This is a genomic window from Agromyces mediolanus (genome assembly GCF_014648575.1).
Classification (GTDB): Bacteria; Actinomycetota; Actinomycetes; order Actinomycetales; family Microbacteriaceae; genus Agromyces; species Agromyces mediolanus.
Window position 1 is genome coordinate 1,364,044 of sequence record NZ_BMRJ01000001.1, and the last position, 15,590, is coordinate 1,379,633.

At 71.9% G+C, this 15,590-nt stretch carries 13 protein-coding genes and 1 tRNA gene; 10 read left to right on the plus strand and 4 right to left on the minus strand.

All coding sequences use genetic code 11. The features are described from left to right. The first annotated feature begins 55 nt into the window (after positions 1-55). The gene (locus IEY71_RS06475) at positions 56-1,378 is read left to right on the plus strand and encodes a UDP-glucose dehydrogenase family protein (protein WP_189084429.1); all 1,323 of its coding nucleotides are present in this window, start codon (positions 56-58) and stop codon (positions 1,376-1,378) included. 55 nt (positions 1,379-1,433) lie between these two features. Here IEY71_RS06475 and IEY71_RS06480 read toward each other — a convergent pair. The 3 genes from IEY71_RS06480 to IEY71_RS06490 form a co-directional block, all read right to left on the minus strand. Next, positions 1,434-1,510 (minus strand) — tRNA-Pro (locus IEY71_RS06480). A gap of 100 nt (positions 1,511-1,610) precedes the next feature. Next, entirely contained in the window at positions 1,611-2,585 is a 975-nt protein-coding gene (locus IEY71_RS06485) for a metallophosphoesterase (RefSeq protein WP_189084430.1), read from the minus strand. Further along, complete coding sequence (locus IEY71_RS06490) at positions 2,582-5,176, minus strand: transglycosylase domain-containing protein (protein ID WP_189084431.1); 2,595 nt, start codon at positions 5,174-5,176, stop codon at positions 2,582-2,584. Before IEY71_RS06490 ends, IEY71_RS06485 begins: the two co-directional genes overlap by 4 nt. A gap of 159 nt (positions 5,177-5,335) precedes the next feature. Here IEY71_RS06490 and sp36 point away from each other — a divergent pair, with 159 nt between their 5' ends. Both sp36 and IEY71_RS06500 read left to right on the plus strand, forming a co-directional pair. Next, positions 5,336-5,563, plus strand: coding sequence for a Sp36 family protein (gene sp36, locus IEY71_RS06495; protein WP_189084432.1), 228 nt, complete (start codon positions 5,336-5,338; stop codon positions 5,561-5,563). 2 nt (positions 5,564-5,565) lie between these two features. Further along, positions 5,566-6,033 carry a RidA family protein gene (locus IEY71_RS06500; protein ID WP_189084433.1) on the plus strand — a complete coding sequence of 156 codons (468 nt, stop codon included), beginning with the start codon at positions 5,566-5,568 and terminating at the stop codon, positions 6,031-6,033. 80 nt (positions 6,034-6,113) lie between these two features. Here the strand turns inward: IEY71_RS06500 and acs are convergent, their stop codons facing one another. After that, positions 6,114-8,069 (minus strand): acetate--CoA ligase, encoded by a 1,956-nt coding sequence (gene acs / locus IEY71_RS06505; RefSeq protein ID WP_189084434.1) that lies wholly within the window; start codon positions 8,067-8,069, stop codon positions 6,114-6,116. A gap of 496 nt (positions 8,070-8,565) precedes the next feature. Here acs and IEY71_RS06510 point away from each other — a divergent pair, with 496 nt between their 5' ends. The 7 genes from IEY71_RS06510 to tmk all read left to right on the plus strand — a co-directional run bounded on the left by IEY71_RS06510 (position 8,566) and on the right by tmk (position 15,549). Further along, on the plus strand, positions 8,566-9,687 hold the full coding sequence (locus IEY71_RS06510; protein WP_189084435.1) for a TadA family conjugal transfer-associated ATPase: 1,122 nt from the start codon (positions 8,566-8,568) through the stop codon (positions 9,685-9,687). Next, positions 9,684-10,709 (plus strand): type II secretion system F family protein, encoded by a 1,026-nt coding sequence (locus IEY71_RS06515; protein ID WP_229781552.1) that lies wholly within the window; start codon positions 9,684-9,686, stop codon positions 10,707-10,709. Before IEY71_RS06510 ends, IEY71_RS06515 begins: the two co-directional genes overlap by 4 nt. A gap of 134 nt (positions 10,710-10,843) precedes the next feature. Continuing rightward, a complete protein-coding gene (locus IEY71_RS06520) occupies positions 10,844-11,038 on the plus strand; it encodes a DUF4244 domain-containing protein (RefSeq protein ID WP_229781639.1) in 195 nt (64 codons plus the stop codon). Positions 11,039-11,060: 22 nt separating this feature from the next. Then, positions 11,061-11,372: a TadE family type IV pilus minor pilin gene (locus IEY71_RS06525; RefSeq protein ID WP_229781553.1), complete on the plus strand. Its 312-nt coding sequence runs from the start codon at positions 11,061-11,063 to the stop codon at positions 11,370-11,372. Beyond that, on the plus strand, positions 11,372-11,947 hold the full coding sequence (locus tag IEY71_RS18345) for an Rv3654c family TadE-like protein (RefSeq protein ID WP_229781554.1): 576 nt from the start codon (positions 11,372-11,374) through the stop codon (positions 11,945-11,947). The genes IEY71_RS06525 and IEY71_RS18345 overlap by 1 nt, the downstream gene beginning before the upstream one ends. 186 nt (positions 11,948-12,133) lie before the next feature. Beyond that, a complete protein-coding gene (gene topA, locus IEY71_RS06535) occupies positions 12,134-14,932 on the plus strand; it encodes a type I DNA topoisomerase (RefSeq protein ID WP_189085105.1) in 2,799 nt (932 codons plus the stop codon). Further along, a complete protein-coding gene (gene tmk / locus IEY71_RS06540) occupies positions 14,929-15,549 on the plus strand; it encodes a dTMP kinase (protein ID WP_189084437.1) in 621 nt (206 codons plus the stop codon). The genes topA and tmk overlap by 4 nt, the downstream gene beginning before the upstream one ends. The last annotated feature ends 41 nt before the right edge of the window (positions 15,550-15,590 follow it).

The window sequence follows — 15,590 nt, forward strand, 5'->3', positions numbered from 1 at the left end:
CAGGTGACGCAGGGCCGGGCGGAGCGACTGCGAGAATGGTCGCGGGAGGACCCAGATGAACGTCTCCGTGATCGGCTGCGGCTACCTCGGCGCCGTGCACGCCGCCGCGATGGCCGAGCTCGGCCACACCGTCGTCGGCATCGACATCGACGAGCGCAAGATCGCCGAGCTCTCGGCCGGGCGCCCGCCGTTCTTCGAGCCCCGCCTCGGCGAGCTGCTGAGCTCGGCGATCGCGAGCGGCCGCCTGCGCTTCAGCACCGATCCTGCGGAGGCCGCAGGCGCGGAGGTGCACTTCCTCGCGGTCGGCACGCCCCAGCAGGCGCGCTCCGACGCCGCCGACCTCCGCTACGTGGACGCCGCGTTCGACGCACTGCTGCCGCACCTCGCGCCCGGCGCGATCGTCGTCGGCAAGAGCACGGTGCCGGTCGGCACCGCGGCGGGCCTCGCCGAACGCCTCGCCCGGCGGGCGCCGCACGCGAGCCTCGCCTGGAACCCGGAGTTCCTCCGCGAGGGCTTCGCGGTGCAGGACACGCTCGAACCCGATCGCCTCGTCTACGGCGTCGCCGGCGGCGAGCACGACGAGCGCGGCCGGGCGCAGGCGGCGGTGCTCGATCGGGTCTATCGCGCCGCAGTGGAGGCCGGAACTCCGCGCATCGTGACCGACTACGCCACCGCGGAGCTCGTGAAGGTCTCGGCGAACGCCTTCCTCGCCACCAAGATCAGCTTCATCAACGCGATGAGCGAGATCGCCGACGTCACCGGGGCCGACGTCACGGCCCTCGCCGACGCCATCGGGCACGATGCGCGCATCGGCCGCCGCTTCCTGAACGCCGGGGTCGGATTCGGCGGGGGATGCCTGCCGAAGGACATCCGCGGTTTCGTGGCGCGCGCCGAGGAGCTCGGCCGGGGCGAGGCGCTCGCGTTCCTCCGCGAAGTCGATGCGGTGAACCTGCGGCAGCGGCAGCGCGTCGTCGATCTCGCGGTCGAGGCGCTCGGCGGGCAGGTGCACGAGCGCCGCATCGCGATCCTCGGCGTGACCTTCAAGCCGGACTCCGACGATGTGCGGGACTCGCCGGCGCTCGACGTCGCGGTCGCGCTCAAGGGGCTCGGCGCCGAGGTCGTGGCGACCGACCCAGAGGGCATCGCGAACGCCCGGATGCGGCATCCGCAGCTCGACTACACGAGTTCGACCGCCGAGGCGCTGCGCGGCGCGGATCTCGTGGTGCTCGTCACCGAGTGGCGCGAGTTCCGCGCCCTCGACCCGGTGACGGCCGGCGAGCTCGTCGCCGGGCGGTCGATCATCGACGGTCGCAACGTGCTCGACGCGGCGCGCTGGCGCGAGGCGGGCTGGACGTACCGGGGGATCGGACGCCCCTAGCGCGGGAGCGCCGCAGAAACGAAGAACCCCCTCCTCGCGGAGGGGGTTCTTGCCGTGGTCGGGGTGACAGGATTTGAACCTGCGACCTCTTCGTCCCGAACGAAGCGCGCTACCAAGCTGCGCCACACCCCGGTGGCCCGAGCGTTGCCGCTGAGCCTCAACAAGGATAGCCGATATTTCGGCGCCCGCTGACCACTCCCGTCGGCGCCCGGGGAGGGAGCCGACGGTGCCGCTACGCGACCGGGGTGAGCGTCAGCAGGGTGGCCTCCGGCGGGCAGGCGAAGCGAACCGGCGCGTAGATGGAGGTGCCGAGGCCGGCCGAGACGTTGAGGTAGGCCGAACGCAATCCGTGGCGCCAAACGCTGAGGCCCTTCACCTGCGCCCGCGGGATGTCGCAGTTCGTGACGAGCGCGCCGAACCCGGGGACGCAGACCTGTCCGCCGTGCGTGTGCCCGGCGAGGATGAGCTGCGCGCCGTGGTTCACGAAGGAGTTGAGCACCCGCTGGTAGGGCGCGTGCGACACTCCGATCGTCACCGTCGGCCGGGCCGGGGCGTCGTCGGCGTCGGGCCAGCTCTCGTCGCCGAGCGGGTCGTCGGCCCGCAGCTCATCGATCGCGGCCGTGATGACGTCGAGCCGGTCGTAGCCCCGATGCGGGTCGTCGACCCCGAAGAACTCGAGCCGGGTTCCGTTGATCTCGAGCGACGCGGCGGCGTTGTCGAGGTCGGTCCAGCCGAGCTCCGCGAAGTAGGCGTGCAGCGCCCCGATGTCGAGCCGTTCGGCCTGCCGCTTGTGCCGGCTCGGACCGGTGAAATAGGCGAACGGATTCTTCGCCTGGGGGCCGAAGTAGTCGTTCGACCCGTTCACGAACACCCCGGGGACACCGGCGAACGGCGCGAAGGCCGCGCGGATTCCGGCGAGGCCGTCGCGGTGGCCCAGGTTGTCGCCCGTGTCGACGATGAGGTCGGGCTGCAGCCGCGCGAGCTCGCGCACCCAGGCCTGCTTGTCGCGCTGCCACGGGGCCATGTGCAGATCGCTGAGGTGCAGCACCCGGATGGGGTCCGAGCCGGCCGGGAGCACGGGGACCGACGCCGTGCGCAGCGTGTAGTTCTTGCGTTCGACGAGCGAGCCGTAGGCGAATGCGGCCGCGCCCGCCGCGCCGACCGCGAGTGCGATCCGCGCGACGGGCGCGAGGCGGGTGGTGCTCAACCGTCGCCTTCGCCGTTTTCGGGCGGCGTGCTCGGCTGACCGCCGTTCGACATGGTCACGCTGACGTTGCCGCCCTTGCCCACGACGGTGCCCGCAGCGGGGTTCTGGCCGGTGACGACGCTGTTGCCGCCGCCGCCGCTCGCCTGGAACTTCAGCCCCGCGGCTTCGACCGCGGCCTTCGCCTGGTCTCGCGTCATGCCGGTGAGGTCGGGCACCTTGACGCCCTGGCCGTTGCTGGTCGCGACGTTCACCGTCGTCCCCTTGCCGGCGAGGCCGCTCGGGTCCTGCGTGGCGACCGTTCCAGCGGGGAGGTCGGAGTCGATGTCACCGCTGTGGGCGAAGCCGAAGCCGGCGTCCTCGAGGGCCTTCTGCGCAGCCTCGAGCGAGAGCCCCACGACGTTGGGCACCTCGCTCTGGATGGAGCGCAGGGCGCCGTCGGGGGCGTCCGGGAAGTCGTCGCCGCCGTACTTCGCATTCGCGACGGACATCACCCTGGGCCAGATCTGGTGCCGGATCTGGGCGACCTGGCCGGCGTCGAAGTACTCGTTGCGGAGGTTGGTGTGCCCGCTCGCGTTGAAGACGCCGGCGACGGTCGCGACCTTCGTCGAGGTGCCGCTCATCCACGTGGCCTCGTTGTTGTCGCTCGTGCCCGTCTTGCCGGCCATCGGCACCCACGGCTCCGTCCGGCCGTTCGAGGAGGTCGCGGTGCCCTGGCTCATCACGCGCTGCATGGCGTAGGCCATGCCGGCGGTGACATTCGGGTCGACGCGCTGGCTGCAGTTCGCCGACGGCGGGGCGACCTCTTCACCCTTGCCGTTGATGATCTTGTCGATGGCGATCGGGTCGCACACCATGCCGTTGCCGCCGACGCCGGCGAAGGCCGCGGCCATCGTCACCGGGGCGATCTCGTTCGTGCCGAGGATCGTCGCCGGGCTCTGCCCGAGCGGCTCGCCGTCGGCGCGGTGGACGCCGAACGCCTCCGCCGTCTTGCGGATGCCGCAGAGGTCGAGCTCCTTGGCCATGCCGACGAAGCCCGTGTTGGTGGAGTTGATGGTCGACTGCAGCGCGGTCATGCTGCCGCCGTTGCCGCCCTCGTCGTTCTTGGGGTTCCAGCTGGGGTCGCTCTGCGGCCCGTTGCAGCTGTCCTGGAACGTGCCCCAGTTGGACTTGCGCCGGCCGTCGACGCTCTCGTTCAGCGAGTGCCCCTCGGCGAGCCACTCGCCGACCGTGAAGATCTTGTACGTCGAGCCGGGCTGGAAGCCGGACGAGCCGCCGTAGTCGTAGTCGGTGTTGTAGTTGACCGCCGAGGCCGTGCCGCCGCTCGCGGCGATCACGTCGGGGTCGGGGGAGTAGTCCTTGTTCTGCGCCATGGCGAGCACCCGCCCGGTGCCGACCTGCACGGACACGGAGACCGCGCCGACGTCGAAGGACGAGGTGAAGGGCACCAGCTCGCGGATCGCGCCGTCGGCGGCCGCCTGCAGGTCGAGGTCGAGCGTGGTGTAGACCTGGAGGCCGCCCTGCTCGAGCATCTGCGCGCCCTCGTTGACGTCCTCGGTGGCCGGGTCGTCGTACGAGTTGATGATGATGTTCTTCACGTAATCGCAGAAGAAGCCCGAGCCGCTGGGCGCCGACTGGCAGCCCGTGCTCGACGGCGTGATCACGGGGGTCACCGGCGTGGCGATCGCCGCGTCGTGATCCTCCTGGGTGATCTTCTTGTACTCGAGCATGCGGTCGAGGATGTAGTCGCGGCGCTCCTTGTTGGCCGCGTACGGCTCGGGTTCGCCCTGGGCGTTCACCGTGGCCGCGCCGTTGTCCTCGTCGTCCGGCTGGTCGAGCCGGAACTTCTCGGGGTTGTTGGTCATCGCGATGAGGCTGGCGGCCTCGGCCAGGCTGACGTCGGCCGCGGACTTGCCGAAGTAGTACTTCGCCGCCGATTCGACGCCGTACACGCGGCCGCCGAACGCCGCGATGTTCAGGTAGCCGCGGAGGATCTCGTCCTTCGGGTACTTCTTCTCGATCGAGATCGCGTAGCGGATCTCCTTGAGCTTGCGGTCGGGAGTGGTCTTCGTGGCCTCCTCGATCGCGGCCTCGCGCTCCTCCTCGTTGGGGTGCTCGCGCACGGCGTTGTTCACCAGCACGTTCTTCACGTACTGCTGGGTGATCGAGGACCCGCCCTGCGTCGCGCCGCCGATGACGTACTCGTTGAGCGCCGCGCGCAGCGTGCCCTGCACGTCGACGCCGCCGTGCTCGTAGAAGCGCGGGTCCTCACCGGCGACCGCGGCGTCCTTCAGGTACTGGCTCATCGCCTCCCAGGGCACCTCCTCGCGGTCCTGGTCGTAGAACGAGGCGAGGTGCACGGGGGAACCGTCGGCGGCCGTGGCGTAGATGTCGGACTTCTGGGCCAGCTCGCCGATCTCGAGGTAGCCGGGGAGGCTCTCGAACATGGTGATGCTGTTGTTGGCGGCCATGCCGGTCACGGCGAGCGCCGGCGTCACGGCGGCCGTGACGAGCACACCGGCGAGCGCGCTCAGGCCGACGAGGCCCAGGAGGCCTCCGGCGGCGCCGCTCGCCGTACGATTTTTGGCAGACATATAGTGGAGCCTAACGGAGAAGGCTGGCAAAACCCCGCTACGCGGCTGCGCCGGAATTCCGCGGCTGACACGCCGGATTCGCCACGATCGGCTGCCGGAATGCCCGCGCGGAAGCCCGCTCCGTCCACCACACCCCCGCTGATCGAGCTCTGGAGCGCTATGACGACCTGGGAGTACATCACCACCCCGCTGCTGATCCACAACACGGCCGCGATCCTGAACAACTGGGGATCGGAGGGCTGGGAGCTCGTGCAGATCGTGCAGGGCCCCGAGGGCGGGCTGGTCGCCTACCTGAAGCGTCCGGTCGGCGGAGCGGCCTCGGCCGCCGCGAGCGCCGGCGCCGCAGCCGCCGCGCAGGCCGCCAAGCAGTTCGAGGGAGAGGCCTGAACATGTCTTACGAAGCACGCCTGACCGAGCTCGGCATCCAGCTGCCCGAGGTCGCGCCGCCCGTCGCGGCCTACGTCCCCGCCGTCGTCACCGGCTCCTACGTCTACACGAGCGGCCAGCTGCCGTTCGTCTCGGGCGCGCTGCCCGCGACCGGCAAGGTCGGCGACGGGCACGGCCTGGTGCCGGCCGACGATGCGAAGGCCTACGCGCGCACCGCGGTGCTGAACGCGCTCGCCGCGGTCCGCGCCGAGCTCGGCTCGCTCGACCGCGTCACCCGCATCGTGAAGCTCGTGGGCTTCGTCGCCTCGGATCCGGCCTTCTCCGGGCAGCCGGGCGTCATCAACGGCGCCTCCGAGCTGCTGGGCGAGATCTTCGGCGAGGCGGGCCGGCACGCGCGCTCGGCCGTCGGCGTCGCCGTGCTGCCGCTCGATGCGCCGGTCGAACTGGAGCTCGTGGTCGAGTTCGCCTGAGTCGTCCCGGGTACGCGGATGCCCCGGCGGGAAGCTTCCCGCCGGGGCATCCGTCGTTCTGAACCGAGCTGAGCCGAGGCTCAGCGCACCTGCTCGGTGATCGCCGTCATGACCGAGGTGTCGGCGAGGGTCGTGGTGTCGCCGACCTGGCGGCCCTCCGCGAGGTCGCGCAGCAGACGGCGCATGATCTTGCCCGAGCGGGTCTTCGGCAGTTCGTTCACGATGAAGACCTGACGCGGCCGGGCGATCGCGCCGATCTGGGTGGCGACGTGCCGTCGCAGCTCTTCCGAGGCCTCGGCCACGTCGGTCACCCGGTCGGCCTGGCTGGCCTTGAGGATGACGAACGCCACCACGGCCTGCCCGGTCGTCTCGTCGGCGGCGCCGACGACGGCGGCCTCGGCGGTCCACGGGTGCGCGACGAGCGAGGACTCGATCTCGGCCGTCGACAGCCGGTGGCCGGAGACGTTCATGACGTCGTCGACGCGGCCGAGCAGCCAGATGTCGCCGTCCTCGTCACGGCGGGCGCCGTCGCCGGCGAAGTACTTGTCCCCGAACTTCTCCCAGTAGGTCTCCCTGAACCGCTCCGGGTCGCCCCAGATGCCGCGGAGCATCGAGGGCCACGGCTCGGTGATGACGAGCAGCCCGCCGTCCTCGCCGCCGACGGGCTTGCCGTCGTCGTCGAGGATGTCGACGGAGATGCCGGGCACCGGCACCTGCGCGCTGCCGGGCTTCAGGTCGGTCACGCCGGGGAGCGCGGAGATCATGATGGCGCCCGTCTCGGTCTGCCACCAGGTGTCGACCACGGGGATCGAGCCGCCGCCGATGACGTGGCGGTACCAGATCCACGCCTCGGGGTTGATCGGCTCGCCCACCGAGCCGAGCACGCGCAGCGAGCGCAGGTTGAACTCGTGCGGGATCTGCCGGCCGAGCTTCATGAAGGAGCGGATGGCGGTCGGCGCCGTGTAGAGGATCGAGACGCGGTACTTCTCGACGATCTCCCACCAGCGGCCCGGGTGCGGGCTGTCCGGGGTGCCCTCGTAGAGCACCTGGGTGGCGCCGTTGGCGAGCGGGCCGTAGACGACGTAGGAGTGGCCGGTGATCCAGCCGACGTCGGCGGTGCACCAGTAGACGTCGGTCTCGGGGTGCAGGTCGAAGACGTTCTTGTGGGTGAACGCCGCCTGGGTGAGGTAGCCGCCCGAGGTGTGCAGGATGCCCTTGGGCTTGCCGGTCGTGCCCGAGGTGTAGAGGATGAACAGCGGATTCTCGGCGTCGAAGGCTTCGGCCGTGTGCTCCGCGGACGCCGTCGCGACCGTATCGTGCCACCACTGGTCGCGGCCCTCGGTCCAGCCGACCTCGTTGCCGCCGCGTTGGACGACGAGCACGTTCTGCACGCTGCCGCCGGTGGCGCGGTCGAGCGCGTCGTCGACGACGGGCTTCAGCGGGAACACCTTGCCCTTGCGGTAGCCGCCGTCGGCGGTGATGACGAGCTTCGCCTCCGCGTCGTCGATGCGGGAGGCCAGGCTGTCGGCGCTGAAGCCGCCGAAGACGACGGAGTGGATGGCGCCGAGGCGCGCGACGGCGAGCATCGCCACGACCGCCTCGGGGATCATCGGCAGGTAGATGGCGACGCGGTCGCCCTGGGCGATGCCGAGTCCCGCGAGCACATTGGCCGCGCGCTTGACCTCGTCGGTCAGCTGCGCGTAGGTGAGGCTGCGGCTGTCGCCGGGCTCGCCTTCCCAGTGGATGGCGACGCGGTCGCCGTAGCCGGCATCGACGTGGCGGTCGAGGCAGTTGGCGGCGACGTTGAGCCGGCCGTCCCCGAACCAGCGGGCGAACGGCGGGTTCGTCCAGTCGAGGACCTCGGTGAAGGGGGTCTCCCACTGGATGAGCTCGCGGGCCTGCTCGGCCCAGAAGCCCAGTCGGTCCTCCGCGGCGCGGCGGTACAGGCTCTCGTCGGCGACGGCCTGGGCGGCGAACTCGGGGCTCGGGCGGAAACGCCGGATCTCCTCGAGCGCGTGATCGATCTGTGCGGTCATGGTTCTCGGTCGCTCCTTCGCGATGTGCATGGATCGGATGGGTTCGCCTGCCCCACCCAGCACCCTACCGCCAGCCTGGAAGGCCGTCGTACACTGTGTCGGTCGGCGACATTCGGCCGGCAGCGCTCGGGTCATCTACAACTGTCTGGGCGTTCGCGCAGAGAATTCTGTCTGTCCGCACAAATGAGGACAAAAAGTACTTGCGCATGAATCGAGAACCCCTACACTGGGTACCGCCCGAACACTCGTTTCGAGGCCTGCAGCGTGCCGCATTCCCCCCAATCGGTACGCTGCCGAGGCGGCACCTGTTCCCCCCAATGGGTGCCGCCCCCTTCTTTTAAGCGGTGCCGGGCGTGAGCGCTCCCGGCGCCGGACGCGAATCGCCAGCTCGCTCGGAACGGCGGTCCTCCTCCACAACGGCGTGGGGGAGGGACGCTCTCCCCGAGACGGCGGCAGCCCTCCCCGGGGCGGTGTGCTGCTCCGTACGCTCGCCGGCATGCCTGTTCCCTTCGTCGCCACCCCGTCGTGGCTCCCCGACGTTCCCGCAGAGGCCGTCGCACCGCCGGAGCGATCGCGGCGCGCCGGCGGCGAGCATCCCGAGGGGGCGTCGCCCGACGGAGCGTTTCGCGCGCTGGACTCGCCGCATTCCGCGCATGCTGCCGCGCCCGACGGCATCGCGCCCGTTCCGCGGGCGCTCGAGCTCGAGCTCCTCGGCGAACTCGCGCCCTTCGCGAGCGCGCCCGACGTCACCGACCTCTTCGTGAACGGCGAGCGCGGGCTCTGGATCGACCGCGGCGCCGGTGCGGTCCACGAACCGGCGTGGGTCGCCGACGAGGCCGGGGTCCGAGCGCTCGCGATCCGGCTCGTCGCCCGCGGCGGGCGGCACCTCGACGAGGCGAGCCCGGCGGTCGACGTCCGGCTCGGCTCGGGCATCCGCGTGCACGCCGTCCTTCCGCCGATCTCGACGGCCGGCACGCTGCTGTCGGTGCGCATCCCGCGCGCCGCCGGTCACTCGCTCCGCGGCCTCGCGCGGCTCGGCATGCTCGACGACGTGCAACTGGCGCGAGTGCTGCACGCCGTCGCCGAGCGCGAGAACCTGCTCATCACCGGTGCCGGCGGCACCGGCAAGACGACGCTGCTCGCCGCGCTGCTCGGCGCCGCGCCGCCGCACGAGCGCATCGTCGTCATCGAAGACGTCGGCGAGGCGGTCATCGCGCATCCGCACGTCGTGTCGCTCGAATCTCGGCAGCCGAACCTCGAGGGGGCCGGCCGCATCGGGCTCGACGCGCTCGTCCGCGAGGCGCTGCGAATGCGGCCCGACCGGCTCGTCGTGGGCGAATGCCGAGGGGCGGAGCTGCGCGAACTCCTCTCGGCACTGAACACCGGACACGACGGCGGCGCCGGCACGATGCACGCGAATTCGCTCGCCGACGTCCCCGCCCGCCTCGAGGCGCTCGGCGCATCGGCCGGGCTCCCGGTCGACGCCCTCGCTCGGCAGGCGGTCAGCGCCTTCGACCTCGTGCTGCACCTCGAGCGGCGCGGCGGGGTGCGCAGGCTCGCCTCGATGGGACGGCTCGTGCTCGAGCACGATCGGCTCGGTGTGGAGGCGCACCGGTGAGCGCAGACGCACTGCACGAGGCACGAGCCGGCGCTCGGCGCGGATTCCGGGTGCACCGTCGCCCGCGCGGTGGGCATGAGGAGGCGACGATCGAGCAGGCCGCCGCCGTCGCGGAGCAGCTGGCGACCCTGCTCTCCGCCGGCGTCGGTGTTGCGGCGGCCTGGACGCACCTCGCGCCGGTCTCCGAGTCGGGCGCGGGTGAACAGACGAGCGCGGGCGACGAGGCTCGCGCCGCGGGGCCGGCGGATCCGGTCGCCGCCGCAGCAGCCGCCGCGCGCGAGGGGCTCCCGGTGCACGAAGCGCTACGAAGCGGCGACGAGAGCGGGGCGTGGCGAGCGCTCGCCGCAGCGTGGGAGATCGCCGCGGCGTGCGGCGCGCCGCTGGCAGCCAGCCTGCGCGAGCTCGCCGCCGCGTTGCGCGACGAGGGCCAGCTGCGGCGGGAGGTGCGCACCGCGCTCGCGGGGCCGAATGCGAGCGCGCGCCTCGTGGCCTGGCTCCCCGTCATCGCGATCGGATTCGGGCTCGTGCTCGGCTTCGACACCCTCGCCGTGCTGCTCGGCTCGCCGCTCGGCCTCGGCTGCCTGCTCGCCGGGTTGGGGCTGCTCTGGGCCGGACGCCGGTGGAATCGGGCGCTCGCCGCCCGGGCCTCGCAGGGTTCCGCGGATGCCGGACTCGAGTACGACCTACTGGCGATCGCATTGACGGGCGGGGTCTCGCTCGACCGGGGGCGGGCCCTCGTCGAGGCCGCCCTCGCCGACCCCGGCGACGTTCGCGGAACGGTCGAGATCGACCGGATCGTCGGGCTCGCCGCCGCCGCAGGCGCTCCGGTCGCCGAACTGCTGCGGGCCGAAGCGTTCCGGGTGCGTCGCGCCGCGCGCGCCGAGGGGCTTTCCCGGGCCGCGGCGCTCGGGGTGCGGCTGATGATCCCGCTCGGGGTCTGCGTCCTCCCGGCCTTCGTCCTGCTCGGCGTCGCGCCGCTCGTCATCTCGGTCGTCTCCGGCACCTTCTCGGTCACCGGATGACCGTTCTGCTCGTGCCACCGCAGGCCGCCGCAGCGGCCAGACAAGAAGAGAGGGATCACATGGATCATCGAACGCGTCCGCAGGGGAGCGCAACGACGGAGGAGGTGACCACGGCCGAGGTCGCCGCGCCGGCCGTGTCCGCCGAGCGGCATCGCCCGGGCGGGCTCCGGCGACGGCTCGCCGGCGAGCGGGGCGCCGCGACCGCGGAGTACGCGGTGGCCACGATGGCGGCGGTCGGCTTCGCCGGGCTCCTCGTCGTCATCCTGCGCGGAGACGAGGTGCGCGGCATCCTCACCGAACTCGTGCGGAATGCGCTCAGCGTCGGCTGAGGCGCGGCGCGAGCGGGGCAGCGTGACGGCGGAACTCGCGGTCGCGCTGCCCGCGGTCGCGGCCGTCCTCGCGATCTGCCTCGCCGCCGTGCTGCTCGCCGCGCAGCAGGTGCGCCTGAGCGACGGCGCCGCCGACGCCGCCCGCGCGCTCGGGCGCGGCGAATCGGAGTCGGCCGCCGCCGCGATCGCCGCCCGGGTGTCCGGGGCCGCCGTGAGGGTCGGCTCCACGAACGACGGCACCTTCGTGTGCGTCACGCTCAGCGCGCCCGCCGCAGGGCTGCTCGCCGCGATCGAACTGCGAGCGTCCTCCTGCGCGCTCGCCGGTGGCCGCTGATGTCCGGCTCCGTGCTGGCAGTCGGCGTCGTCGGCGCGTGCGCCGCCACCGCGCTCGCCGCGCTGCCGCTGCTCGGCGTGCACGTCGAACGCCAGCGCGCCGCGCATGCCGCCGATGCGGCCGCGCTCGCCGCGGCCGACGCGCTGAGCGGGGCGGTCGCCGGGGTGCCGTGCGAACTCGCCGCCGAACTCGCCCGCCGCAACGGGGCGACGCTCACGGGCTGTGACGCCGACGGCCTCGTCGCTCGGGTGCGCGTCGAGATCGGCCTGCCGCTCGGCGGGGTCGCCGCTTCGGCGCGAGCCGGCCCGCCTCCCGTTCCGTCGGAGCGCGTCGCCGACCGAGCGGCCTCAGTCGAAGACCGTCTCGATGAAACGGTAGTCGACCGCGGTCGGGCGGGCATCGCCCGGCCCGTCGAACTCGAGGCCGGCGCCGCGGGCGTAGACGTAGCGCTTGCCGGCATCCGCGTTCAGCTCGATGCGCGGGCGGGGGTCACCGCTGTCGAGGAACGCGGTCGCGACGGTCTTGCCTTCGAGTGGCCCGTCGATCAGCTTGGCGGTGTACGAGCCCGAGGATGACGTGTCCATGCGGTCATTCTCCTCCGCCCGTGTCGAACCGCAAGGGGTGGATACGCCACCGTGGCGGAGGTGCGCTCCCGGCCAGGGTGTGTATCGTGTGGCTGTCGGCGCTCGGCGTCGACGGACAGCACACCGCTCGGGGGCGCGGCGTTCCGCTGCACTCTCGTCTCGAAGCAATAGAGGAGTCTGGTGTCAGGCAAGAAGTTGGTGATCGTCGAGTCGCCGACCAAGATGAAGTCGATCGCCGCGTATCTCGGCGACGGCTACGAGGTGCTGTCGTCCGTCGGGCACATCCGCGACCTGGTCGAGCCGAAGAACCTCCCGCCGGAGCTCAAGAAGGGCCCGCTGGGCAAGTTCTCGGTCGACGTCGACAACGGCTTCGAGCCGTACTACGTCGTGTCCGACGCGAAGAAGAAGACCGTCGCCGAACTGAAGCGCGCGCTGAAGGGGGCTGACGAGCTCCTGCTCGCCACCGATGAAGACCGCGAGGGCGAGGCGATCGCCTGGCACCTGCTGCAGGAGCTGAAGCCGAAGGTGCCCGTGCGCCGCATGGTCTTCCACGAGATCACGAAGGACGCGATCCTCGCGGCGAAGGACAACACCCGCGAGCTCGACACCTCGCTCGTCGACGCGCAGGAGACGCGACGCATCCTCGACCGCCTCTACGGCTACGAGGTCTCGCCGGTGCTCTGGCGCAAGGTCGGCCCCGGCCTGTCCGCGGGCCGCGTGCAGTCGGCGGCGACCCGCCTCGTGGTCGACCGCGAGCGGGAGCGCCTCGCGTTCGTCGCCGCAGGCTACTGGGATCTCGTCGGCACCTTCGCGACCGACGCCCCGGGCAGCGCCTTCGCGGCCAAGCTCGTCCGCGTCGGCGGCAAGCGGATCGCCACCGGCCGCGACTTCAACGACGACGGCAAGCTCACCTCCTCCGCGGTGGTGCTCGACGAGCCCACCGCGACCGCGCTCGCCGCCGCCCTCCGGGACGACACCGTCGCCCGCCGCGTCGCCAAGGTCGAGTCGAAGCCGTACTCGCGCCGCCCGGCCGCGCCGTTCACCACCTCCACCCTCCAGCAGGAGGCGGCCCGCAAGCTCCGCCTCTCCGCGAAGGACACGATGCGCGTGGCGCAGTCGCTCTACGAGAACGGCTACATCACCTATATGCGCACCGACTCGAACTCGCTGTCGCAGCAGGCGATCGCCGCTGCCCGGGCGCAGGCGACGAAGCTCTACGGCGCCGACTCGCTGCCCGACAAGCCCCGCGTCTACGCCGGCAAGTCGAAGAACGCGCAGGAGGCGCACGAGGCGATCCGCCCGTCCGGCGAGGTCTTCCGCACGCCGTCCTCGCTCCAGGGTTCGCTGCGCGGCCGGGAGTTCGACCTCTACGACCTCATCTGGAAGCGCACCGTCGCCTCCCAGATGGCCGACGCCAAGGGGCACACCGCGACCGTCACCATCGAGGTCGGGCCGACCGCGGCATCCGCTGCGGCGCCCGCCGAGCCGACCGCCCCGGTCGGCGGCACGACCGCGGAGTTCACCGCGAGCGGCACCGTGATCACCTTCCGCGGCTTCCTCGCCGCCTATGAAGAGGGACGAGACGAGGAGCGCAACGCCGACGACTCCGGCGACGCCAAACTCCCGCAGCTCGCCGAAGGGCAGAGCGTCGAGCTCGCCGAGCTCGAGGCCAAGGGCCACGAGACCAGCCCGCCGCCGCGATACACGGAGGCGAGCCTCACGAAGCGCCTCGAGGAGCTCGGCATCGGCCGTCCCTCGACCTTCGTGTCGATCATCTCGACGATCCTCGACCGCGGTTACGTGACCCAGCGCGGCCAGGCGCTCGTGCCGAGCTGGACCGCCTTCTCCGTCGTGCGGCTGCTCGAAGAGCACTTCGGCGATCTCGTCGAGTACGACTTCACCGCCGAGATGGAGGACGACCTCGACCGCATCGCTGCCGGCGAGGCCGACCGCGTCGACTGGCTGAACGAGTTCTACTTCGGCAGCGAGCGGCACCGCGGGCTCCGCCAGGTCGTCGACAACCTCGGCGAGATCGACGCCCGCGAGATCAACTCGATGGCGATCGCGCCGGACGTGACGCTGCGCATCGGCAAGTACGGCCCCTACCTCGAGGTCGTCGAGGAGGGCGCCGCCCCCGACGCGACCCCGCGCCGGGTCAACCTGCCGCCCGAGCTCGCCCCCGACGAACTCACGATCGAGAAGGCGCGCGAGCTCATCGACGCGCCCGTGCAGAGCGACCGGGTGCTCGGGCAGAACCCCGCGAACGGCAAGCAGGTCGTCGTGAAGGACGGCCGATTCGGTCCGTACGTGACCGAGCTCGAGCCGGAGCCCGAGGCCGCGGAGGCGACGGTCGACCAGGCCACCGGTGAGGTCGTCGAGACGAAGCCGAAGCGCGGCGCGAAGAAGGCCGCGGCCGTCAAGCCGCGCACCGCCTCGCTGTTCAAGTCGATGGATCCGGCCGAGGTCGACCTCGACACGGCGATCCGGCTGCTCGAGCTGCCCCGCGTGGTCGGTCTCGACCCCGAGTCGGGCGAAGAGATCACGGCCCAGAACGGCCGCTACGGTCCGTACTTGAAGAAGGGCGCCGAGACGCGCACGCTGCCGAGCGAGGACGCGATCTTCGACCTCGACCTGGCCGGCGCGCTCGAGCTGCTCGCTCAGCCGAAGTACGGCGCCCGCCGGGCGTCGAGCGCGCTGAAGGAGTTCGACGCCGATCCCGTGAGCGGCAAGCCGATCAAGGTGAAGGACGGCCGCTTCGGGCCGTACGTCACGGACGGCGAGACGAACGCCACCATCCCGCGAGCCGAGTCGGTCGAGGACATCACCTTCGAGCGTGCGGTCGAGCTGCTGCAGCTGAAGCGCGAGAAGGGGCCGGCGAAGCCGAAGGCCAAGCGGGCGACGACGACGAAGAAGGCGGCTCCGAAGAAGCCGGCGGCGGCCAAGAAGACCGGCACCTCGAAGAAGAGCCAGGCGTGAGCCGGGGCCTGTTCATCACCCTCGAGGGCGGCGACGGCTCAGGCAAGACCACGCAGGCCGAGCTCCTCCGGGATTGGCTCGACGGCCTCGGTCGCGAGGTCGTCCGCACCCGTGAGCCCGGTGGCACCGAGGTGGGCGTCGAGGTGCGCGAGATCGTGCTGCACCACCGCGGCGACATCAGCCCTCGCGCGGAGGCGCTGCTCTACGCGGCCGACCGGGCCCACCACGTCGCGACCCTCGTGCGACCGGCGCTCGAGCGCGGAGCGGTGGTGCTGCAGGACCGGTACATCGACTCCTCCGTCGCGTACCAGGGCGCCGGCCGCGTGCTCGACAGCCGCGAGGTCCGCGCCCTCTCCGAGTGGGCCACCGAGGACCTGGCCCCCGACCTCACCGTGCTGCTCGATCTCGACCCCGAGACCGCCCGCGGTCGCCTCGACGCCTCGCGCACCCGCTACGACCGGCTCGAGGCCGAGGCATCCGAGTTCCACCGACGCGTGCGGGAGGCGTACCTCGCGATCGCGGCGGCCGAGCCGGAGCGGGTCGTCGTCGTCGACGCTGCGCAGCCCGCCGAGCAGATCGCCGCCGAACTGCGCGCGCGGATCGAACCGCTGCTCTAGATGGCTCGGACGGGCGAGCGGATGCCTCGGGTCGCGTCGGC